General features: G+C 72.7%; 16 protein-coding genes. 4 read left to right on the forward strand and 12 right to left on the reverse strand.

The genetic code is table 11. The annotated features are described in order from the left end of the window. Window positions 1-17 precede the first annotated feature (17 nt). The 5 genes from ACZ7LE_RS20985 to ACZ7LE_RS21005 form a co-directional block, all read right to left on the reverse strand. Complete coding sequence (locus ACZ7LE_RS20985) at window positions 18-434, reverse strand: hypothetical protein (protein ID WP_470405173.1); 417 nt, start codon at window positions 432-434, stop codon at window positions 18-20. A gap of 12 nt (window positions 435-446) precedes the next feature. Then, window positions 447-806: an SHOCT domain-containing protein gene (locus tag ACZ7LE_RS20990; RefSeq protein ID WP_470405174.1), complete on the reverse strand. Its 360-nt coding sequence runs from the start codon at window positions 804-806 to the stop codon at window positions 447-449. 42 nt (window positions 807-848) lie between these two features. Then, window positions 849-1286: a DUF6325 family protein gene (locus tag ACZ7LE_RS20995; protein ID WP_470405175.1), complete on the reverse strand. Its 438-nt coding sequence runs from the start codon at window positions 1284-1286 to the stop codon at window positions 849-851. A 90-nt stretch (window positions 1287-1376) separates the two neighbouring features. Then, window positions 1377-8558, reverse strand: coding sequence for a DUF5979 domain-containing protein (locus ACZ7LE_RS21000; protein WP_470405176.1), 7182 nt, complete (start codon window positions 8556-8558; stop codon window positions 1377-1379). Beyond that, the gene (locus ACZ7LE_RS21005) at window positions 8555-9028 is read right to left on the reverse strand and encodes a DUF6069 family protein (protein ID WP_470405177.1); all 474 of its coding nucleotides are present in this window, start codon (window positions 9026-9028) and stop codon (window positions 8555-8557) included. Before ACZ7LE_RS21005 ends, ACZ7LE_RS21000 begins: the two co-directional genes overlap by 4 nt. A gap of 295 nt (window positions 9029-9323) precedes the next feature. Between ACZ7LE_RS21005 and ACZ7LE_RS21010 the strand changes: the two genes are divergently transcribed. Then, window positions 9324-11495 carry an alpha/beta hydrolase-fold protein gene (locus ACZ7LE_RS21010; RefSeq protein WP_470405178.1) on the forward strand — a complete coding sequence of 724 codons (2172 nt, stop codon included), beginning with the start codon at window positions 9324-9326 and terminating at the stop codon, window positions 11493-11495. Window positions 11496-11646: 151 nt separating this feature from the next. Here ACZ7LE_RS21010 and ACZ7LE_RS21015 read toward each other — a convergent pair whose 3' ends face one another. From ACZ7LE_RS21015 to ACZ7LE_RS21040, 6 genes are all read right to left on the reverse strand, one after another. After that, complete coding sequence (locus ACZ7LE_RS21015) at window positions 11647-12057, reverse strand: PRC-barrel domain-containing protein (RefSeq protein WP_470405179.1); 411 nt, start codon at window positions 12055-12057, stop codon at window positions 11647-11649. Then, window positions 12054-12431, reverse strand: a complete 378-nt coding sequence (locus ACZ7LE_RS21020; RefSeq protein WP_470405180.1) for a hypothetical protein — start codon at window positions 12429-12431, stop codon at window positions 12054-12056. Before ACZ7LE_RS21020 ends, ACZ7LE_RS21015 begins: the two co-directional genes overlap by 4 nt. Continuing rightward, window positions 12428-13657 carry an NRAMP family divalent metal transporter gene (locus ACZ7LE_RS21025; RefSeq protein ID WP_470405181.1) on the reverse strand — a complete coding sequence of 410 codons (1230 nt, stop codon included), beginning with the start codon at window positions 13655-13657 and terminating at the stop codon, window positions 12428-12430. Before ACZ7LE_RS21025 ends, ACZ7LE_RS21020 begins: the two co-directional genes overlap by 4 nt. Further along, window positions 13654-14154, reverse strand: a complete 501-nt coding sequence (locus ACZ7LE_RS21030) for a hypothetical protein (protein ID WP_470405182.1) — start codon at window positions 14152-14154, stop codon at window positions 13654-13656. Before ACZ7LE_RS21030 ends, ACZ7LE_RS21025 begins: the two co-directional genes overlap by 4 nt. 63 nt (window positions 14155-14217) lie before the next feature. Then, window positions 14218-14637: a CBS domain-containing protein gene (locus ACZ7LE_RS21035; RefSeq protein ID WP_470405183.1), complete on the reverse strand. Its 420-nt coding sequence runs from the start codon at window positions 14635-14637 to the stop codon at window positions 14218-14220. Between the two features lie 102 nt (window positions 14638-14739). Continuing rightward, window positions 14740-15696, reverse strand: coding sequence for a TIGR03557 family F420-dependent LLM class oxidoreductase (locus tag ACZ7LE_RS21040; RefSeq protein ID WP_470405184.1), 957 nt, complete (start codon window positions 15694-15696; stop codon window positions 14740-14742). A gap of 261 nt (window positions 15697-15957) precedes the next feature. On the opposite strand from ACZ7LE_RS21040, the gene ACZ7LE_RS21045 reads away from it, so the two are divergent. The 3 genes from ACZ7LE_RS21045 to ACZ7LE_RS21055 all read left to right on the forward strand — a co-directional run bounded on the left by ACZ7LE_RS21045 (window position 15958) and on the right by ACZ7LE_RS21055 (window position 18958). Further along, entirely contained in the window at window positions 15958-17316 is a 1359-nt protein-coding gene (locus ACZ7LE_RS21045; protein WP_470405185.1) for an FAD-dependent oxidoreductase, read from the forward strand. A gap of 119 nt (window positions 17317-17435) precedes the next feature. Further along, window positions 17436-18059, forward strand: a complete 624-nt coding sequence (locus tag ACZ7LE_RS21050) for a PAS and ANTAR domain-containing protein (RefSeq protein ID WP_470405186.1) — start codon at window positions 17436-17438, stop codon at window positions 18057-18059. Window positions 18060-18127: 68 nt separating this feature from the next. Then, window positions 18128-18958 (forward strand): EamA family transporter, encoded by an 831-nt coding sequence (locus tag ACZ7LE_RS21055; RefSeq protein WP_470405187.1) that lies wholly within the window; start codon window positions 18128-18130, stop codon window positions 18956-18958. Window positions 18959-19128: 170 nt separating this feature from the next. Here the strand turns inward: ACZ7LE_RS21055 and ACZ7LE_RS21060 are convergent, their stop codons facing one another. Further along, window positions 19129-20895 carry a DUF7507 domain-containing protein gene (locus ACZ7LE_RS21060; protein WP_470405188.1) on the reverse strand — a complete coding sequence of 589 codons (1767 nt, stop codon included), beginning with the start codon at window positions 20893-20895 and terminating at the stop codon, window positions 19129-19131. Between the last annotated feature and the right edge of the window lie 310 nt (window positions 20896-21205).

The raw sequence follows: 21205 nt of genomic DNA on the forward strand, positions 1-21205 counted from the left end.
CTTCGTCGCGACCTACGTCAGCAGCCGAGCTCGTCCACCATGGCCTGGCGTGCGTCCTGGACGTTCGCTGCCTCGTCCTTCAGCGACGCCGCGGCGTCGGACACCGTCTCGTCCCCCTGGACGTCTTCGACGGCCTGCTCCAGGCCGTCCCACGCGTCGTCGAGCGCCTGGCCCCGGTCCTCGGCCACGTCGCCGGTGGCGTCCTCCAGCTCCTCCCACGCCTGGCGCACCTCGTCCCGCGCCGCGCTGACCTCGTCCACCGTGGCCTCCGGGGTCACCGTGGTGTCGAAGTCGCTGAGCGCGACGTCGAGCTGCTCCGCCGCGGCACAGGCCTGCTCGGTGTTCTCCTCGGGCGTGTCGCCGGAGCACGCTGCCGTGCCCAGCAGCATCAGGCCTACCGTGACCGCTGTCGTGACCGCTCTCGTCCGTCTCATCGTGATCCCCTCTCAGCCCAAGAGCTTTGCTTTGGCGTCCGCGAACTCGTCGTCGGTGAGCACGCCCTTGCCGTGCAGCTCGCCGAGCTGCGCGAGCTGGGTCAGGAGCGCGTCGTTCGCGCCGTCCGACGGCGGCGCGGCGGGTGGTTGCTGCGCGGGGGCGTACTGCGGGGGCGCGGGCTGCTGCGGCGGGTACTGCTGAGGCGCGGCCTGCTGCGCCTCGTACTGCTGGGCCTCGTACTGCTGCTGCGCACGGCCCGCCTGCCGGCGGCTGATCGCGCCGGCGGTGGCCTGCGCGGTGCCCGCGATGACGGCCGTGCGAGCGGCGGTGCCGATGAGGCCGGGTCGGCCGAAACGTCGGAGTGGTGCCATGTCGATGCTCCGTTCGATGGTGGTGGTGTTGCGGGGCCCCGCTCAGAGCGGGGATGCGGCGGTGTCCGCCAGCGCGGCGATCTCGTTGACCGTCACGGCGGGCACCCGTTCGTGCAGGATCACGTCGGCCTCCGCGGCGACCGCCGCCGCGACCAGCTCACGCGACCACGTGTGCTCGACCGCCAGGACGAGCACCGACGTGCCCGGTTCGACCGCTTCGGCGATCTCTCGCAGGTCCTCGTCACCGGTGAGCCCGGACGCAGGCAGCTCCACGGCGACGAGGTCGACCTCGTCGCCGAGCTCGTGCGCCTCCAGGATGTCGATGTTGCCGTCCTGGTCGCGGCGCACCACGGCGAGGTCGAGCAGCGTGACGGCGCCGGTCGCGCCGACGTCGAGCACGGCCTGGGCGACCGAGGGCGGGATGCGCGGGGTGTCGAAGGCGAGCGCGACGAGCTCGACGGGTCCGAACGAGGGTTCCATGACTACCTCCAGGGCGAGAAGAACGCTGCGACAACGACAGGTGCGGCAGCAGGTACGACAGCAGGTGCGGTCCGGCGGGTGCCGGCCGGTTCAGTGGTTTCCGGGGCAACCCCGCATCCGACGGCTGACCGTGAGGACCACGCCGCCGCCCGCGAGGAACAGCAGGGCGAGCAGGGCCGCCGGGAGCGGGTTCGCACCCGTCCAGGGCAGGGTGTCCGGCGGGGCACCGGGCGCGGGCTCGTCCGGGCCGGCGCCGGTGTCCGGCCCGCCCGGGTCCCCGCACTCGTCGGGCAGCGCGCCGTCGTCCGACGCGAAGGCGTCGGCCAGGGCAGTGAGGGTGGGCGCGGTGAGGGTCGGCGCCGCGAGTCCGCCGGTCGTCGCGCCCCAGGTGTTGGTCACCTCGACCGGCAGGCAGACGTCGTCGCCGGCCGGCAGGTCGAACGTCGCCGACGGGTCGCCGGCCGCCGGGTCCGTCTCGGTGGTGGTCCCGTCGACGACGATGGTCACGCTGTCCGCGCTGCCGGCGTCCGTCTCGGTGACCTGACACGTCGCCCCCTGCGGCAGGTCCTCGTACACCGCTGTCCAGTCGTCGGCGGCCGACAGCGTGCGGGTCGGGCCGCCCGGGATCTCGACGTCCACGACCGCGCCGTCGACGTCCCGCGTGCAGGCCAGCTCGACGGTGAAGACGTCGTCCTGGTGCGCGGCGGCGTCCGGCCCGGACAGGGTCTTGACCACCTCGACCCGCCCGACATCGAACGTGTTCGTCACCGTGAGCGCCGCCGGATCTCCGGCCGGCACGACGGCCGTACCGGGGTCCCCGTCGCCCACGGTGGAGAGCGTCGTCGACGTGGCGCCGCCCGTGGCGGTCTCGGTGACGGCGCACTGCGCGCCGACCGACAGACCGGCGTAGACGACCGGGTCGCCCGGCACGAGCGCACGCACCGCCCCGCCGGGGATCGCGATCGGCGCGCCGTCGAAGGTGCAGGCCAGGGACACTTCGAACGGTCCGGCGCCGTACAGCTCCGCGCCGGCACCGTCCACCGCCTTGTCCACCGTGAGCGCGCCCAGGTCGAACGTGTTGGTGACGGTCACCTCGACGGTGTCGCCCGACCCGACGGTGACGCGGCGCGGCGCGACGCTCGTGGACGTCGCCCCGCCGTCGCCGGGCTCGGTGACCCGGCAGACGGCGCCGGTCGGCAGGTCCGGAATCTGCGCCGTGAGCGGGCCGGCGGCGCCGAGCGTGACGGTGCCGTCGTAGACGACGCGCGGCTCGTCGCCGGTGTCGTCGAGCGTGCACCGCACCGCGAGCGTGAAGGGTCCGGCGCCGTAGGCCTCGGCGCCCTCGCCGTCGACCACCTTGACGAGGTCGAGCGCGCCCACGTCGAACGTGTTCGTGAAGGTGACCTCCGTCGTGCTCTCGCCCGACTCGTCCGGCGTGACGGTGGTCGTGGCCTCGGTCCCGTCCGTGACCACGGGCTCCTGGCCGTCGTGCGTCACCGTGACGTCGACGGAGGCCGCGCCGCCCGTGCCGGTCTCCGTGGCGGTGCACTCGGCGCCGACCGGCAGGCCGTCGAGCACCACCTCCTCGCCGTCCTCGATCGTCACCACCATCGGGCGGAACGGCCCGTAGCCCGTGGCGTAGACCGGCTCGCCGAGGAACGTGCAGTCGACGGTGACCTCGAACGGCCCGTAGCCGACCGGGTCGCCGTCCTGGTCGACGGCCGCGGTGACCACGTCCTTCGACAGGACCAGGCTCGCCAGGTCGTAGCGGTTGACCGCGGTGAGCGTCACGACCTCGGGCTCCCGGCCGATCGTCACCGACCCGACCACGAGCTCCGTCTGGCCACCCACGGGGTCCTCCGTGACCGTGCACTCGGCGCCGTACGGCAGGTTCGGCACGGTGACCGGGGTGCCCGGCGACACGGTGACCAGGATCGGGTCGAGCGGTTCCTCGACCCAGGTGCCGACGGCCGAGGTGCACTCCACGTTCAGCTCGAACGAGTCGGGCGCGTACGCGGCGCCCTCCCCGGTGACCCGCTTGACGACCTGGAGCGAACCCGTGGCCGTCGCGACCCCGACCTTGGTGCCCTCGGTCGGCAGCAGGTTCAGCGGCCCCTGGGGGGTCTGCACCACGCCGGAGGCGGCCGCGGAGTTGTAGGCGATGGCCCCGTCCCCGGCCTCGGGCGCGACGGGCGGCGTGGTCGTCGTGCCCTCGTAGGCGATGGACTCGCCGGGCTGCAGCGGGTCGTCCTGCGTGAACGTGACCACGACCTTCAGGGCGGTGATCGTCTCGAAGACCTCGTCGCCCTCGTCGCCGGTGAGCGGCACCCAGCCGGCCTCCGGGTCATCCGTGGGACACACCGGCTCACCGCCGGGGTTCTCGATGTCGTCCCGGCAGTAGTCGGTGGCGGTCGTGTAGGAGAAGGTCACCTCCGCGCCCGGAGGCGGGTTCACGAGGGTGGGCGGCGGGTCGTCCGTGGGGATCGGCCTCCACTGGGAGCCGCGGGCGGACTGCGCGTAGGACCCGGTGTCGCCGGGGACCGGCAGGCGGTCGTAGCTGACCACCTTGGTGATGGGCAGGTTGCCGACGTTGTCGATCCGCACGCGCCACGTCTCGTCGTGCCCGGGCGCCGTCACCGGCGTGCAGGGGTAGGCGTAGAACCCGGCCGCGTCCGGCGCGCACTGCGTGTCCGGGTCGGCCGCGGGGTCGACGACCACGTCGAGCTCGTCGTCGTCCGTGGCCTTGACCACCTTGGACTGCGCGAGCACACCCGCCGGGATGGTCGTGACGTCGGCATCGGCCTCGCAGGCGCCGGTGGCCTCGTCGAGCCGGGCCGCACACTCGTCCCACGGCCGGTCGCCGGTGACGCCCACGGTGTTGTCCACCACGGTCTGCGCGGGCAGCCCCACCCGGAACCGAACCTGCACCGTGATCGTGTAGGTCTGCCCGACCTCGAGCACCGCCCCCTCCGGGAACGTGAACTCCAGGTTCTCGAGGTCACCGGTCTGGTCGACCGTCACGTCGCCGGGGTCTGTCGGCAGCGGCGTGCCGTTGGCGGGGTCGGGTCCCGCGCCCGCCAAAGCGTAGGAGAACGGCTCGTCGACGTCCGCGAGGCGCAGCTGCGCTCCGTCGGCGTCGACCGGCATCGGGTCGGTGACCACGAGGTCGAAGACGGGGCGGTTCCCGGTGTTCGTGACCGCGATGTTCATCGGGAACACGGCGTTCGGTGCCTCGGTGCCGCCCGTCACCGTGCCGTCGAAGTCCTTGACCACCTCGACCCCGTTCTCGGCGTGCACATAGCGGACCTGCGCCGTCGCGCTGTCGCCCGCGCTCACCGGGACGGTGTCGCCCGTCTCCGGGTCCACCACGAGGTCGGCACCCGTCACCGTGCCGTCCACCTCGTTGCTCGCGACGCCCGGCGCGGTCTCGCCCGGCGCGGGCGGGTTCGCGGCGAGGTCCGGGAGCACCGGGCCGCCGGTGCGAAGGTCCTCGCGGCGCTCCACGTCCATCGGAACGGTCTGCGTCGGCGTGGCCGGGTTCTCCCAGATCGAGCCGTCGGTCCGCGTGAACGTGAACCTCAGCCCCTGCACGTCGCCCGGGGCCACCCCGTCGGGCAGCGCGAAGGTGCCCGACGGCGTCCCGGTCACCCAGGAACCGCCGCTCACCGTCACGCCGTCGCCGTCGTCGGTGAACGTGCCGCCGGTGAACGCGTCGACCCGCACCTGCTGGATCGGCGCGGTGAGCGTGGCGTCCGCGAAGCCCACGAAGTCGTACTGGTTCCAGAAGCGCGGCTCGTCGTCCACCAGGACCATCTCGACGGCACGGGACGGCCCCTGGGGCGTCCCCGACAGTGTCATGCGCACGGGCCCGGTGCCGGGCTCGACCACCTGGTCGGGGTCGAACGACTTGCCGACCACCACGCCGATGCCCGGCTGCTGGAGCACCATGTCGGCGCCGTCCCAGGCGAGCGGGGTGTCGTCGTCCGTCCCACCCGGGTCGGTCACCTGGGCCGCCGCGACGTCGGGCACGGGCGAGTAGCCGGCCACGGTCACCGGATCGCCTGTGTACCGGTCGAGCTCCCGGAGCTGGAGCGTCAGCTCCAGGGTCCCGGTCGCCTCGGCGGCGATCCGCCCATCGAACGCGACCTCGACGCCGATCACGTCGGCCAGGTCGCCGGGCGTCAGGGCCTCGGCCTCCGCCTCCGTGACGTCCGCGCTCGTGCCGTCGGCGTACGTGAGCGTGACGGTCGTCGTGTCCGTCCCCTCCGGGGGTGTGATCACCAGCGCCCGGAGCGTGAAGGCGTCGAACGGTGAGGTTCCCTCGGCCACCTGCACGTCGCCGCTGCCCGCCAGACCCGGCTCGACCAGCCGGAGCTGGTCGACACGGGCCAGCGACTCGTTGGTGCCCTGGATGGTGACGGTGGTGGACGGGTAGAACGCGGCGGGCGTGCCCGCGGGCGGGACCGACACGGGGCCACCAGTCCAGTCCTTGGTGACGCCGACATTGATGGGGCGGTCGATGATGAGCACGTCGGCGTCGTCGACGTCGGTGTACGTCTCGCCGTCGTAGGTCGCCGTCGCCCGGGCGGTGTCGTTCACGAGCCCGGGGTCCGCCGTGTTGTAGAGGGTCCCGTTGGTCGAGCCCAGCACGGGCTCGCCGTCGCTGCGCCGCTCGTCGCGCACCTGGAACGTGAGCTGGAGGTGGCGGCCGTCGGCGAGCGTCGACCGGGCGACGCCCTCGCCGGGCTGCGGGGCGGTCGGGTCGGCGCCCGCCGTGCGCGAGGGCGACTCGACGTAGGTGAGCCGGACCGACGTCGCGGCCGCCCGCTCGTCGGCCGTGAGCGTGTAGCCGGGGAACGTCCCGTCGCACGCCTGCGGGCAGGGGTCACCCGACGCCTCGACCCACGCGCCGTCGACGAACAGCTCGACGCTCTCGACCTGGTCGTAGCCGATCAGCGGGTCCATCGAGGCGTCGATCGGCTCGACCCGGACGAGGTCGAACGCTTCGTAGAACGAGTCGGCGACGTCGGTGGACGCCGGGTCGGCGATGTCGGACAGGACCATCGGGTCGACGCCGGAGAAGCCGTCGGTCGACCACGTGAGCTGCGCCGTGGCCTGGTCCTCGGACCGGGCCAGGACCGTGGGCGGGTCACCGCCGAGGAACGACTTCTCGATCGCGTCGAGGTCGCCCGTGCCGTCCACGGGGAACGGGTCGACCGAGGCGCAGCCCTCCGCCGGGTCGGTCGGGGGCACCGTGCCGGACGACGCGCTGGAGGCGCCGCAGTTGGTGATCGGGTCGTCGCGGTCGGCAGGGCCGTCGTACGCGGCGGTGAAGTTGGGCTGGAACGAGGTGCCCGGCGGGAAGCCGTCCTCGGAGTCGTAGACGAACTGGACGCCCTCGGCGCCCTCGGGCAGGTCACAGCTCACCGTCTGCGGGCCGGTCCACGGGCCGCAGTCCGGCGCGGGGACCCAGGCGCTGCCGTCCCAGTAGTTCACGGTGAGCGTCGCCCCGGCCGGCACGTCGGTCGTGCGCACCGAGGTGGCGGTGAAGTTCGCCCAGAACTCGCCGGGGTCCGCGGGGTCGGTCGGGTCCTGGATCACGACCTGGTTCGCCGACGTCGTCGACCCGTCCGGCCCGAAGGGCAGGAGCTGCGACGGCAGCTGGACCACCACGCTCTGGCCCGGGACGGCGGGGATCGTGGACGGCGAGATCAGCTTGTCCGTCCGGGTCGCGAGGCGGTCGCTGAGGGTCACCAGGTCGGCCGAGGCGGTGTCCTCCGCGTTGGGGATCGTCGCGGTGACCTCGTTGGCGTGCGTGACGTCGTCGGCGTCCTGGTCCGGGTCGGTGTCCGCGGTGAACGGGACGGACGCCGCGGCCCCGGTGACGATCGCGCCGGTGAACTCCACGGAGAACCCCACGACCGCGCAGCCCGCCGGCGGGTTGGGCAGGGTGCCGACCGTGGTCGTGCTCAGGCTCGGCGTGGCGCCGTCCGCGCAGGTGAAGGTGACGGTCGCGGCGTCGGCGTCCGCCGGCCACTGGATGCCCGTGCCGTCCCCGGACGGGCCGAACCCGGTGAACGTGAGCGGGTCGTCGCCCTCGAAGGGGCTGGGCGTGCCCGGTGAGGGCTCGGTCAGGGTCAGCGACGTCGTGGGGTCGCCCGTGCTGGTGGCACCCAGGGTGACCGTGGTCGGCTCCCCCGCGCTCACCGTGGCGGGGTCGAACGACTTGCTCGCCGTGACTCTGTTGTCCGGCGGCGTGATGACGTAGGTGTCCTCCGCGGTCACAGGGTCGGACTCGGTGTCGTCCCGCACCACCAGGGAGGAGACGTCGTTGGTGACGGTCGTCGCGTCGGTGAGCTCGGTGACGTTCTCGCGCTGCTCCACCTCGACCGGGATGGTCGCGGTCGCGCCCGGCTGGATGTCGCCGCTGAACGTGTAGCGCACGCCCTGCACCGTGGCCGGGTCGACGGTGTCGTCGAGCGGCAGCCACTGGGTGCCGTCCCAGTACTCCTGCGTCACCGTGTCCGCGTTCGGCGGCAGGGTGATGTCGCCCGTGCCCGTGTAGCCGAGGTAGGTGAACGGGCTCGGCGTCGCCGTCGGGTCGACGGGGTCCTGCACGACCAGCTCGTCCACGGGAGCGTTGGACGTGTTGGTCGCCGTGAGCGTCATCGTGGCGGCGGTGCCCGGGGCCGCGACGGCGCCCGCCGGGTCGATCGACTTGGTCGTCCCGGACTCCAGCACGAGTGGGACGACGGGCGTCACCGTGGCGTCCGACGACGCCTCGGGCGCGTTGTCGGCGGTCACCGTGGCCGTGTTCGTGATGGGCACGCCGTCCTGGCTGTACGGCAGGTCGGGATCGACCTGGGCCGTGACGATGATCTGGCCCTGCCCGCCGTTCGGGACGCTGGGCCAGGTCGCCGTGACCGTGTCCGTCTCGGTGTCGGCGACGATCTCGCCGCCCGCCGGGCCGCTCTGGACCGAGGCACTGACCAGCACCAGGCCGGCGGGCAGCTCGTCGGTGACCACGGCGCTGGTGCACGGGTCCGCGTTCGGGTCCGAGCACGAGACCGAGATGACGTACTGGACGGTGTCGCCCGGCTCGTAGGGCCCGGAGCTCACCTCGGTCTTGGCGATGCCCCACTCGGCCGCGGCCGCGGAGGGCGCCGTCAGGAGCACGAACGGCAGGAGCAGCGCCGCCGCGCCGAGGGTGGCGAGCGCTCGCACGAACCGGCGGCGCGGCCCCGTGCCTCGCTTCGCCTCCGGCACCGTCATGCGCTCTGTCCGGCCCGGGCGACGGCGGTGCGCGCGACGCCCGCGACCAGGCCCAGGATCGCGAACCCGACCACCACGTTGATCAGCGCGCTCGCCAGCTTGCTGTCGAGCGCGGCGTCGGTGGCGAACGGCGCCACACCCGCGACGACGGTGGCGAGCCCGACGATCCAGCCGAAGAACGACAGCGCCCGCGGTGTGCTCAGCAGCAGGAGGTGGACCAGCGCCACGGCGACCAGCGCCGCGACGGCGGCGGCCACCATCAACCCGATCGTCGACGCGTCACCCCAGACGCCCTCGCCCTCGGGGGCGAGGATCGGGATGCCGAAGACGCCACGGAAGACGACCACACCGACCAGCGCGATCAGGGCGACGACGAGCGCCGTCGCCACCCCTCCGGACCACAGGACCCGGGCGTCGACCGCCCTCGGTCGCGGTGCGGGGCCCTGCGGCTGCTGTCGTTGGTAGGTCATCCCACGTCCTGTTCCCACGGCTTGAGCTGGCCCCGCGACCTTGCGTGGACACGGGGACCGGCACCCTCACCCGTTGCGGGTGAAACGGAGCCGACGGCGCCGACAAGATCTGGCGCCGCCCCGGAGCCGCTGCGCTGCTCACCCCGACCAGCCCTTGTCGAGCCTCGTATTTAACGTTAAAGTTCACGTCGACCGGATTCCGCTCGTGCAAGGGAGCACGTAGATGGCTCGAACGTCCGTATCTCAGACAGGCCCCGCCCAGGCGATCCGACGGGGCCGACGAACGCTCGCGGCCGTGGCCGCGAGCGCGGTGGTGACGGGGGTGGTGCTCGTCGCGCCGCCCGCCGCCGCGGAAGCGGTGAGCGCCGACCCGTGGGTGAGCGAGGTGCCGAACAACCCGATCTCCGACGTCTACCGCTTCACGGTGCCGCGCGCGGCGGTGACCGAGCAGACCGGCCTCGGGGACGGCCCCGTCGCGGTGCAGGGGAACTTCGGCCCGGGCAAGGCGTGGACCGACCTCAACATGGGGGCCAGCGGGTCGAACCTGACCGCGACGCTCGGGCCCCTCGAACCCGGCCTGTACTACTACCAGTACGCCGCGCGCCCGGCCGCGGACCAGGACGCGGTCGCCTTCCGCAACCCCGCCGCGCCCCAGGAGGTGACGTCGAAGCCCACCTACAGCACCCTGTTCGTCCCCGGACCGGGTGCGGAGTGGCTCGACGACGTGGCCGACGGTGGCGAGCTCGGGACGATCGAGTACGGCAAGGGACCGAAGCACACGAAGGAAGCGCTCGTGTGGACGCCCCCGGGCTACGACGCGGACCGCGCGGAGCAGTACCCGGTGCTGTACCTGCTGCAGGACGAGGGGCAGAGCTACCGCGAGTGGGTGGAGCTGGGCCGGCTCGGCCAGATCATGGACAACCTCACGCTCGACGGCGACGCCGAGCCGATGGTGGTCGTCCTGGGAGACGCCGGCACACCGGGTCCCGCCGGCGTGACGAAGGAGCTGCTGCCCGCCGTCGAGCGCGCGTTCAACGTCTCCGACCAGGGGTCGGGCCGTGCGATCGCCGGCATCGGCCGCGGCGGGGAGCTCGCGTTGGACGCCGTCGTCGCCAAGCCGCGGGACTTCGCGAACGTCGGCTCGTTCTCGGGTGGTTACGACAAGCCGATCTCGCGCGGCAAGGCCAAGCAGATCAACGACTCGACCGACGTCGTCCGCCTCTATGCGGGCAACGTCACCGACCCCGCGTACGACGAGACGGTGGCGCTGGCGGACCGGCTGACGCAGGCGGGCGTCGAGTTCCAGCCCGACGGGTCCGACCCCGCGACGGGTGGCACCTGGGACACGTGGCAGAAGAACCTGCACGACTTCGCCGGGCGCGTCTTCCGCGAGGTCGACGACGAGGGCCCGAGCGAGGGCCACCTGCCGTTCGTGCGGCACGAGCTCCCGCCGGCGGGCACGACCCCCACACCGTGGGTCGACGAGAACGGCGTGGTCACCTTCGAGCTCGGCCCTGAGCTCGCCGACGCGAACAACATCACCGTCTGGGGCAACTTCGGCCCGGCCGGAAGCTGGCCGCGCACCCACATGGTCAAGCAGGACGACGGTTCGTGGCGCCTCTCGCTGGCCCTCGAGGGCGGGTCCTACTACTACAAGTTCGTGGTCGACGGCGTCGACCGCAAGGACGCGAACAACCCCACGACGGTGTTCTCGGAACGGACGTGGAGCACCTTCACCGCCACCGGCGACACGGTCCGCGCCCGGTACACCGCGCAGGTGCCGGCCGAGGCGCGCGGCGAGGTCAGCGTCATGAGCTACCCCAGCACCGCGGGCGGCGGCGAGCAGCGCTCGGCGTACGTGTGGACGCCCCCGGACTACGACGCGGACCGCGCCGAGGAGTACCCGGTCTTCTACCTGCAGCACGGTGGCGGGCAGACGTGGACCGACTGGGTCGAGGTGGGGTATGTCCAGCGGATCCTGGACAACAGCTACCTGCGGGGCGACATCGTGCCGATGGTGGTGGTCATGGCCAACGGAAACGGCGTGGACTTCCCCACGGAGATCACGACGCGCATCGTGCCGGCCGCCGAGGACCAGTTCAACATCAGCTCCCGGGGCGACCGGCGCGCCCTGGCGGGCCTCTCCATGGGTTCTGGCCACACCCTGAGCACCCTCTGGGCGCACCCGGGCGAGTTCGGCTACATCGGCGCCATGTCGGCATTCGGCGCGCCGCCGGCCACCGCGGACGTCGAGGCCATCAACGAGGGCACGAAGCTGCTGCGGGTCTACTCCGGCGACCAGCAGGACTTCACCTACGGTGCGACGTTGCAGCTGATCGCCGCCATGGACGACCGCGGGGTGAACCACGAGTTCGCACCGATCGTCCCGGGTCCGCACAGCTGGGACGTCTGGCAGAAGTCACTCATCGACTTCCTCCCCCGCCTGTTCACGGAGGACGCCGCCTAGCGGCGCGGAGCCCCGCACCCGGTGCGGCCGACGGGTCCGTCCCGTCGGCCGCACCACGGTCGAGACGCCCTGACGCATCCGCGCCTCAAGAACGCCGTCGCCGGCAGATCCAGGACGTCATCCAGCCATCTCCTCGTGCGTCCTGTGGCGTTCACAGCGCTGGCGAACTCCTCTCGAACCCGGCGACGAGCCGCACGGTCACCGGTCTCTCGTCCGTGCGCACCTCGGCGACGTCGGACCAGCCCACGAGGAACGTGCCGCGGTGCCGACGGCGGACCAGCTGCGCGATCGGCCAGGGCGAGCGCACCTCGGTCCGCTCGTACCCGAGGAACGATCCCCCGCTGTGCGGGCTCACCAGCAGCCCGACCAGGCGGGCACTGCCGACCGCGTCCCGGCCGAGGTGTGCGCTCAGCGGGGGTTCGGCATCTTCCCGGTCCCGCTCCCGCGCCTCCTCGTCCGGTTCGTCGACGACCTCCAGGGCGAACCGGACGTCGACGACGACGCCGAGCGTGGCGCCGTCGGGCCCTAGGACGCGTGCGTCGAGCAGGTCGCCCACGTTCATCCGTCTGCCTCCGGGTCGTGGCGTCCTCCGGGGACGGGGCCGACGACGTGGTCGCGCAGCCAGTGCTCCACCCAGTCGGCATCGAGGCGGTCGGACGGCACGGTGAGCTCGATGGCCGTGCCGATGTGGCCGACGTCCTCCCACGCGATCCGGGGCTGCCGCGAGACGGGGACCGCCCCGCCGAAGAGCCGGACGAACAGGACCGGGCCGACCAGGATGGCGCCGACGCGGACCTCGGCACCGGCCCGGGCCGGCTGCCCTTCGGGTCCGACGAGCTCCAGGTCGTCGACGGCGCGGACGGGCTCGCCGTCCACGTCGAGCACCTGCCGGCTGAGCAGGTGCAGCCGGGCGTCGACGATCCGCTCGCGCGTCATGACCCCGCTCCTGTCGCGATCATCAGCGGGATCGCGGCGACGGCCGCCACGACCACGATCACCAGGTACACCGTGCCCAGGGCGTTGACCACGCGCCCGTTGACGTGGCGGCCCATGTACTGCGGGTCGTTCGCCACCACCAGGATCGGCACGTAGGTCAGGGGCAGGGCGACGGCCGAGAAGACCACCGACATCTCCGTCACCGCGATGGGATCCACGCTGGTCATCAGGATGCCGACGCCGAGCAGGATCGCCACGACCATCGTGAGGTGGAACCGCGCCGCGCGGGCGGGCCTGCGGAACTTGCCCCACGACCAGCCGAGGTACTGGGCCAGGGAGTAACCGCTGGACAGCGCGGTCTCGAGGGCGGCGCCGAACGTCGCCGCGACGATGCCGATGATGACCAGGGCCAGCAGCAGCACTCCCCCGGCCTGCGCCACGGGCAGCACGATCTGGGACAGCGACGAGACCTCGATCCCCGCGGGGAGCAGCACCACGGCCGCGCACGCCGCGATCGCGACCGACAGGAGCCCGCCGAGCGGGAACCCGATCAGCACGTTCGCGCGGTTCATCGTGAGGTCCTTGGCGGTCCAGCGTTCCTCGACCGCGCCCGAGGAGAAGAAGAACACCTCGTACGGTGTCATCGCGGCACCGAAGAGCGCGACGGCGTAGTACCAGTACGCCGCCGGGTGCTCGGTGGACGGCGGGGACGGCGGCACGGCCTGCCGCATCAGCTCGCCCCAGTCCGGGCCGAGCAGGAACAACGCGACGCCGAAACCCACCAGCAGCAGGCCCATGAGGCCCGCGACGTTCTCCATCACCTGGAACTTCACGCGCCACAGCACCAGCCATACGGCCAGCGCTGCCACCGGTATCCAGAGCCGCGGCTCGACGCTGCTGACGAGGTGGAGCGCGAGGGCGATGCCGCCGATCTCCGCCGTCAGCGTCAGGAGGTTGATGGCGAACGACGCGACGAGGTTGGCGCCCGCCGCCTTCGGGCCGAGGCGCTCCCGGATGATCTCGAACGTCGCGCGGCCGCTCACGGCAGCGACGCGGCCCGCCATGCTCGCGAACAGGCAGATCCCGACCACGCCGAGCACCACGACCCAGACGAGCGAAAGCCCGAACCGCGACCCGACGACGGCGTTGGTGACGAGGTCACCGATGTCGACGAAGCCCCCGATGGCCGTCAGGATGCCGAGGGCGACCCCCAGGACCTTCTTCACGGCCCACCCGCCTCAGCCAGCGCCTTCTCCACCTCTTCGGTGGCCGCCGCAAGGTCCACGAGCAGCGCGTCGGCCGACGACGGCACCGCGGCCGCGCCGTCGAGGTCACCGCCGGCCCGGGCCGCGTCCCACTCCCGTGCGCTGACGACGACGTCCGTCACGTCGCCGACTGCCGCGAGCCCGGCGGCCCGCTGGTCGGACGTCGTGGTGTCCGGCGGGACCAGGGTGGTCAGTGCGGCCTCGGCGTCGTCCAGCACCCGGAGCTGGTCGAGCAGAGCGGTGTCAGCCATGGGGCCGGTCAGCCGACCCCGGGACAGCTGCTCGACGACGATCCGCGTGGTCCCCGCCGCCGAACCCGCCTGGGACAGGGCGTCGGCGACCGCCGCGCTCGCCTGCCCCGGCTCCTGGTGACTGGCGACCGTGCACGAGACCGTGCCGGCGAGCACGGTCGCGGCGACGGCGCCTCGCGCCACCCACCGCCACCGCGTCACCCTCATGACCTCGATGTTCCTCGGCGGCCGCGGTACTCGCACGGCGTGAGTCGTGGTCCCCTGGTCAGCTCAGCGGTTGGGCTGCGCCCTGGAGATGTCCGCGAGCGCGGAGTCCGGGTCCCGCTCGACGGCGAGGTCGCCGATCGAGATGATCCCCGCGAGCACGTTCCCGTCCAGGACGGGTGCGCGGCGGACGGCGCCCGCGCGCATCACCTCGACCACGGTCTCCACGGGGTCGCTGACACCGACGGTGATCACCTTGTCGGTCGTGACCTGCTGCACAGTCGCGTCGGCGTCCAGGCCGGCCGCGAGGCCGCGCACGACGAGGTCCCGGTCGGTGACGACGCCGACGGCGGTGGGGCCGGCCCGGACGACCAGCACCCCCACGTCCTGCTCGGCCATCAGGCGGCTGGCCGCCTCGAGCGTCTCGGTCTGGTCGATGGTGGTGGGTGCCGGGGTCATGACATCGGCGGCGGTCTGCTTGGCCATGTGCGTGCCTCCTTGGCTGGGGAGCCGGCGGCGGTCTGCTGCACCGGCACCCCCACCGTGTCCCCGGGCCGCACCACTCGCACGACGGGCTGGAGCGGGGACTCACCGCCGGGCGGCCTGGAGTGCCCGTGCCCGCTCCAGCAGCGGACCCGCGGCCTCGGCGAGGAACCGGTCCTGGTGGTGGTCGCCGACCTGCACGAAGGCGAGGTCGGTGAACCCCGCGTCCAGGAACGGGCGGGCGCTCTCCGCCAGCCGGTCCAGGTCGGGTCCGCACGCGATCGACGACGCGACGTCCTCGGGCCGCACGAACTGGGCGGCGGCCGTGAACCCGGCCGGCGTCGGCAGGTCCGCGTTCACGGCCCACCCGCCGCCGAACCAGCGGAACTCGGCGTGCGCCCGGGCGATCGCGGCGTCCTCGTCGGGGTCCCAGCACACCGGGACCTGACCGAAGACCCGGCTCGACCCCGGGTGCCGGGCCTTCCAGCCCCGCACGACGTCGGCGTCGGGCGTCGTCTGGACGAGGTGGTCGGCGAGCGGGGCGAACCGCTCCACGCCTTGCTCACCGGACACGGCGACGCCGATCTGGACCCCGGCGTCCGGGACGTCCCACAGGTGCCCTGAGTCGATGCGGAAGTGCTGCCCCTCCCAGGTGACGAGCTCACCCGTCAGCAGCTCGCGGATGACGTGGATCGCCTCCTCCAGGAGGTCGTGCCGCACGGCGACCCCGGGCCAGCCCTCTCCGATGACGTGCTCGTTGAGGTTCTCGCCGGCGCCGAGGCCCAGCGTGAACCGGCCGTCGGCCAGGAGCTGGAGCGTGGCCGCCTGCTGGGCCACGACCGCGGGGTGGTACCGCATGGTCGGGCACGTCACGAAGCTCATCAGCTCGACCCGGCTCGTGGCCTGCGCCACCGCCCCGAGGAGCACCCAGGCGTTGGGCGCGTGCCCCTGCTCGGGGAGCCAGGGCGAGTAGTGGTCGCTGGAGACCTCGAAGTCGAACCCGGCCTCCTCGGCCGCCGCCGCGTACCGGACCAGCTCACGTGGCCCGCTCTGCTCGGTCATCAGGGTGTATCCGAACCGCATGTCGTCGTCCCCTCCCCGTGCTGCCGCACGGCCGTCGTCACCCGACCATAGGCAGGCGCCCGTCGGCTCGCGTCCCGGACGACCAGCGGTTGGTGCCCGTCCCGTCGGCGTCGTGCGAGTGCCAGGGGCGCGTGCCAGCCTGAGGAAGCCGGGAGCGCGACACCCGACCACCGGCACAGGAGGCGCACCGTGAGCCAGGAGACTCCCGAAGCCGAAGGCGGACAGGAGGGGCCGGGTGTCATGGCAGCCGGACCCCTGCGCGCGGACGTCGTCGTGGTGGGCGCCGGGATCACCGGCGTCGTGACCGCCCTGGCCCTCGCCGACGGCGGCGCCGACGTGGTCGTGCTGGACAAGGCCGGAGCGGGCGCCACCACGACCGCCCGGTCCACCGGCAAGCTCTCCGTGCTGCAGGGCGTGCAGCTCGCGCGCGTCGCACACCACGGCGACGACGCGGTCGACAGCTACCTCGCGGCAGGGTTCGCGGGGCTCGGCTGGCTGCGCCGCACCCTGGACGACCTGGGCGCGCCCGTGGAGAACCGCGACGACCTCACCGTCGCCACGACCCCCGCCGAGGTGCCCCAGGTCGAGGCTGTGCTCGCGACCTGTTCCCGGCACGGCCTGGCGGCCACGTGGGAGGACGAACCGCCGTACCCCGTCCCCACTTTCGGCGCCGTCCGCCTGCCGGGGCAGGGCCAGGTCGACCCGCTGCGGATGCTGTCGGCCCTGCGCTCCCGGTTGCGCGCCCGCGGCGTCCCGGTGCACGACGGCGTCCGGGTGCGGCAGGTACGTCGGCTGACGTCGGGCATCGCGCTGCGCACCACGCGCGGCACGGTGCTCGCCGAGCACGTGGTCCTGGCCACCGGAGCCCCGCCCGGGCGGCTCGGCGGCCTGTTCCTGAGACTTGAGGCGGGCCGCAGCCTGCTGACCACGTGGGACGTACCCGATCCCGCGGCGCTCCCGGCGGGCTTCGCCGAGACGATGTCGATCACAGCAGGCTCCCCCACCCGCTCGCTGCGCATGGCCGGCAACCTCCTCATGGTGGGCGGCGAGGGCTACACCACCGGCCGGGAACCAAACCCGGCCGCGCGGCTGGCGACCCTCGACGACTGGACCCGCACGCACCTGCCGGTCGGGACGGCGCACCACGCGTGGGCGGCGCAGGACTACCTCAGCGACACCGGCCTGCCGTTCGTCGGGCCGGCCGTCCCGGGCGACGAGCGGGTGCTCGTGGCGACGGGCTACGGCAAGTGGGGCCTGACGACCGGCACCGGCGCCGGCCTGGCCCTGGCGGGCCGGTTGCTCGGCGACCCGGTCGAGTGGGGCCCGGCCCTGGAGCCGTGGGCTCGGCCGCCCGAGCCCACGTCCCGGTCGGCGGCCACCTTCGGCGAGCAGTCCAAGGGCTGGGCCTGCGCGGCGACCCGGCCCACGGGCGAAGCGCCCGGCGGGAGCGAGGTCTCGCGCGTGTGCCCGCACCTCGGCGGCGTCGTGCGGTGGAACGACCAGGAGCGGTCCTGGGACTGCCCCGTGCACGGCTCGCGGTTCGCCCCGGACGGCACGCTGCTGGAGGGGCCGGCCACGGAGAACCTCGCCCGGCGCTGACGACACCGGCAAGCGGTCGCCACGGAGTCCGGTTCCCCTGGCAACGGTTCTCCGATACGGTCGGTGCGGGTCATGACGCGGCTCGTCCGTGGATGAGGCGTGCGAAGGGCGGCCCACACATGACCGAACCGATGGAGATCGAGCGCGCGCTGGCCCTGGGGGCCAACCACGTGGTGGGGCGGTACCGCTACGACCTGGCCGAGCAGGTGTGGTGGTGGTCGGACGAGACCTACCGCATCCACGGCTTCGAGCCCGGTGACGTGGTCCCGACCACCGCACTCGTGCTGGCGCACAAGCACCCGCAGGACCGTGCACGTGTCTCCCAGGTCCTGCAGGCCGCGGCGCTGACCGGCGAGCCGTTCAGCAGCGTCCACCGCATCATGGACGCCCACGGCGACCAGAAGACGCTGACCGTCGTCGGGCAGGGCCGCATCGACCCCGACACGGAGCAGGTGAGCGAGCTGACCGGCTTCTTCGTCGACATCACGGCCGGCATCGAGATCCAGGCGAACGAGGCCGCATCGGCATCGATCCGCTCCGCGGCCGCCACCCGCGCCCCTATCGAACAGGCCAAGGGCATCATCTCGCTCGCACTGCACGTCGACCCGGAGGAGGCGTTCGAGCGCCTGCGCTCCGCCTCCAACCACACCAACGTCGCCGTCCGGGAGCTCGCGCGGAGCATCGTCGCCCTGGCCTCCGCCGCCGGCACCGCGTCGGCAGACATAGCGGACGCCCTGGCCTGACCGTTGGCTCCGCACCGACCAGCCGCGACCGGTGACCGCAGCCCGACGACGGGCGTGGGTCCGACCTGATGCTCGGTCCGGGACTCGCACTCGCCTCGGCGCTGGTCTACGGGGTGGTCGACTACGCGGGCGGGATCCTCTCCCGGCGGGTCAACTTCGCCGTCGTCTCGTTCATCGGTCAGCTGGGCGGGCTGGTCGCGGCGTCGACAGCCGCGCTCCTCGTCGGGGCGCGGTCCGTCCAGGCCGCCGACCTCGCGTGGGGTGCCCTGTCCGGCCTGGGCAGCGCGGTCACGATGCTGTTCATCAACCGGGGTGTCAGTCGTGGGGCGCTCAGCGTCGTCGTGCCGGTCAGCGCCGTCACCGGCATCGCACTGTCGGTCCTGTGCGGGGTCATGGTCCTCGGCGAACATCCCGGCGCACTGGCGTGGGCGGGCATCCTACTCGTGCTGCCCGCCCTGTGGTGCATCACCGGTGGACGCGCGTCGACGGTGCATGGCGCCGTCCGCGACGGGCTGATCGCCAGCTGCGGAGTGGCGGTCCAGTACGTCGCGCTCGGTCTCACGAGCCCGGACAGCGGCTTGTGGCCGGTGGCGGCCGGCAGGATCGCGGCCGTGCTCGTGCTCGTCCCGGTCGTGCGACGCGCGCGGGTTTCGGACGTCGCGGCAGCCGACCATGTCCGGGCAGGGCTGATCGGGGCAGGAGCCGCCGTCGGCCTGGTGCTCTACCTGCTGGCGGCCCACCAGCAGATGCTGGCCGTCACCGTCGTCATCGCCTCGCTCTATCCTGCTGTCCCGGTGCTGCTGGGCGTGACCGTGCACCGGGAACGGCTGGACGGGACGCAAGTGCTGGGGTTGGTGGCGGCGGGCGTCGCCGTCGGCCTCCTGAGCGTCCCCTCCTGAACCACAGCGACGTCCGCGCCCGGACGGCGAGCTCGTCGCTCACGGGTCGTCGTCCAGCGCTGACGGCTTGTGCACGGCCCCGGGGTGCGAGCATCCACGACGACTGCCGCCGGACGGGCTCTCGCGTCGGCTCTGGCGCCCGTCTCCGGGAGCGGAGTGCGACACCGGCTCTAGCTTCGACGGCGCACAAGCCCGACGACCAGGGCGCCGGCCGTGAGCAGTACCGCGGACAGGAGCACCATCGGCCCTGCGTTCGCGCCGGTGCTGGCCAGCTCACTCGGGGTTGTCGGTCCGGTCGTCGGCTGGTGGGTTACTGGCGGTGCCACGGGCGCGACCGCACTGGAGCTCGGTGACGGGCTCACCGTCGGGTCGGGCGATGAGGTAGGTGATGAGCTCGGGCTTGGCGAGGGGGACGGTGCGATGACCGGAACGGTCTCGCTCACCGGGGGCGAGATGGCCCCGCCATCGTCGCCGGACGCGGTCGCGGTGTTGACCACCTCCCCGGTCTCGACGTCCTCCGCCGTGACGGTGTACGCGCCGCGGCACGTCGTCTCGTTGTCGGGAGCGTCACCGAGTGCGCCGAGCGTCGTGGCGTCGCAGGCGACGTCGGGGATGCGGTCGTCGAGCACCTCAAGGTCAGTCACGGGTGCCAGGCCCGAGTTGGTGACGCGGTAGGTGTAGGTGACCGTGTCACCGAGCTGGTAGGGGCCGGGGCCGTCGGCCACCTTGGTGAGCGTCAGGATGGGCGAGGGGTCCACGGACTCCAGGACGACGTTGCGGATCAGGTGCACGTCGGTGAACTGGCCGGTGGAGGCGGAGAAGCCGAACTTGTACGTCTCTGGGACTGGCTGAGGGGCCGCGATGTCGAGCACCTGCTGAAGGTCGCCTCCGGGACCGGCGACGGACACGGTGACGCGCGGGTCGGGGGCCGGGCTGACAACCACTTCGACGGTCCGCTTGTCCGGCTCCAGGAGCGCTGCTGCGGCGGCGGCACTGATCCCGTCAGGCATCGAGGTGGTGTCCCCGTGGAGCGTGACCGGGAGGGTGGAGGGCCACGACGTCGCCGTCGGGTCATCGAGATTCTCCGCCGTGGAGGTGAGGAAGCAGTACCCCTGCGTGGTGTCGCCCGGCTCTGCCGGCCCGCGCACCGTGATCTTCTCGGGTTCTGGAATGCGGAAGCCTGTCCCCGCCGGGGACTGCTGCCCCTCTGGGCAGCCGAGTCCGCGGTCTTCCCAGTCCCCGAAGTAGTTGCCGAGCACATCAAGCCCGATGCCCAGGTAGCCGCCCTCGACGCCCGGAATGATCGCATTAGCGGGGTTCCCGTCCGGCCGCTTCTGGGCGTATCCAAGGCTGCCGCCGAATGCACCGGGGGCAGTGAGCTCGGCGTCGCCGTCGACAAGGAAAAAGGCGATGCCGTCTGCCGGGGCGGTACCGGCAGTCGTCGTGCCGTACTGCCACTGCTCGAACCGGACGGCCAAGCCCTGGCCCGCCGGAATGGGTGTGTCGAAAAGAACGGCACCTGACTGGTCGTTCGACGCGTCCGTGAGCTGGAGGTACCCGTCCGGAGCGCCCTCAAGGGGCGGCGAGTTCACGGTCCGCGCAGAGTCGCAGCCCCCGAGCGGATGCGCACCCGCCGTGGGCGAGCCCGGTGCGGCACCTGTCAGACATGCCGAGCCGTAGGCAGAGAACAACGGGTCCGCGGTGGCCCCCGTGAATGTCTCAGTCACGAAGATCGCACCCTGCGCTGCCGCAACCCCGGCTCCTGCACCGGCCGCGAGAAAACACAGCGCGACAACTGATCCGACATTCCTCGGGCGGGCCCAAGAGAGAACCGTCGTTGATTCCACCATGGGGCTCAGAATCACACCCGCACATCCCTCGCGCCACGCGACCGAGCCCTTCCGGTGATTCAGGATTTCGTCTTGCGGCGAAAGCATCTCGGGATGCTCGTCATGAATTGGACCAGTCGCTACCGGCTCGATCCAGAACACATCGGACCGGTGAGCCACATGGGACGACCTGCGGATCGCGAGCGCGCGCCCCGGATGCCACGGTGACCGCCCGCACCACTCGCCGAGGCATCTCAAGGTCTTCGACCGCGCAGCGTAAAAAGCCCGGCGCGGAGATGACACCGAGGAAGGCCGGCGGTGCTCCGCTCGTATGCCGCCTCGCTACGCCAGCAGGGGATACGGCATCTCGGCCGTGCGTCCTGCGGATCGTGGTGCGGCGCCGTCCCGTCGACCATTC

It is taken from the genome of Promicromonospora sp. NPDC110617 (genome assembly GCF_055598465.1).

Bases quoted from the DNA above. Each gene is read 5' to 3' on its own strand.
- ACZ7LE_RS20985 (WP_470405173.1), bottom strand. From the start codon at position 434: ATGAGACGGACGAGAGCGGTCACGACAGCGGTCACGGTAGGCCTGATG.
- ACZ7LE_RS20990 (WP_470405174.1), bottom strand. From the start codon at position 806: ATGGCACCACTCCGACGTTTCGGCCGACCCGGCCTCATCGGCACCGCC.
- ACZ7LE_RS20995 (WP_470405175.1), bottom strand. From the start codon at position 1,286: ATGGAACCCTCGTTCGGACCCGTCGAGCTCGTCGCGCTCGCCTTCGAC.
- ACZ7LE_RS21000 (WP_470405176.1), bottom strand. From the start codon at position 8,558: ATGACGGTGCCGGAGGCGAAGCGAGGCACGGGGCCGCGCCGCCGGTTC.
- ACZ7LE_RS21005 (WP_470405177.1), bottom strand. From the start codon at position 9,028: ATGACCTACCAACGACAGCAGCCGCAGGGCCCCGCACCGCGACCGAGG.
- ACZ7LE_RS21015 (WP_470405179.1), bottom strand. From the start codon at position 12,057: ATGAACGTGGGCGACCTGCTCGACGCACGCGTCCTAGGGCCCGACGGC.
- ACZ7LE_RS21020 (WP_470405180.1), bottom strand. From the start codon at position 12,431: ATGACGCGCGAGCGGATCGTCGACGCCCGGCTGCACCTGCTCAGCCGG.
- ACZ7LE_RS21030 (WP_470405182.1), bottom strand. From the start codon at position 14,154: ATGAGGGTGACGCGGTGGCGGTGGGTGGCGCGAGGCGCCGTCGCCGCG.
- ACZ7LE_RS21035 (WP_470405183.1), bottom strand. From the start codon at position 14,637: ATGGCCAAGCAGACCGCCGCCGATGTCATGACCCCGGCACCCACCACC.
- ACZ7LE_RS21040 (WP_470405184.1), bottom strand. From the start codon at position 15,696: ATGACCGAGCAGAGCGGGCCACGTGAGCTGGTCCGGTACGCGGCGGCG.
- ACZ7LE_RS21045 (WP_470405185.1), top strand. From the start codon at position 15,958: ATGGCAGCCGGACCCCTGCGCGCGGACGTCGTCGTGGTGGGCGCCGGG.
- ACZ7LE_RS21050 (WP_470405186.1), top strand. From the start codon at position 17,436: ATGACCGAACCGATGGAGATCGAGCGCGCGCTGGCCCTGGGGGCCAAC.
- ACZ7LE_RS21055 (WP_470405187.1), top strand. From the start codon at position 18,128: ATGCTCGGTCCGGGACTCGCACTCGCCTCGGCGCTGGTCTACGGGGTG.
- ACZ7LE_RS21060 (WP_470405188.1), bottom strand. From the start codon at position 20,895: ATGCTTTCGCCGCAAGACGAAATCCTGAATCACCGGAAGGGCTCGGTC.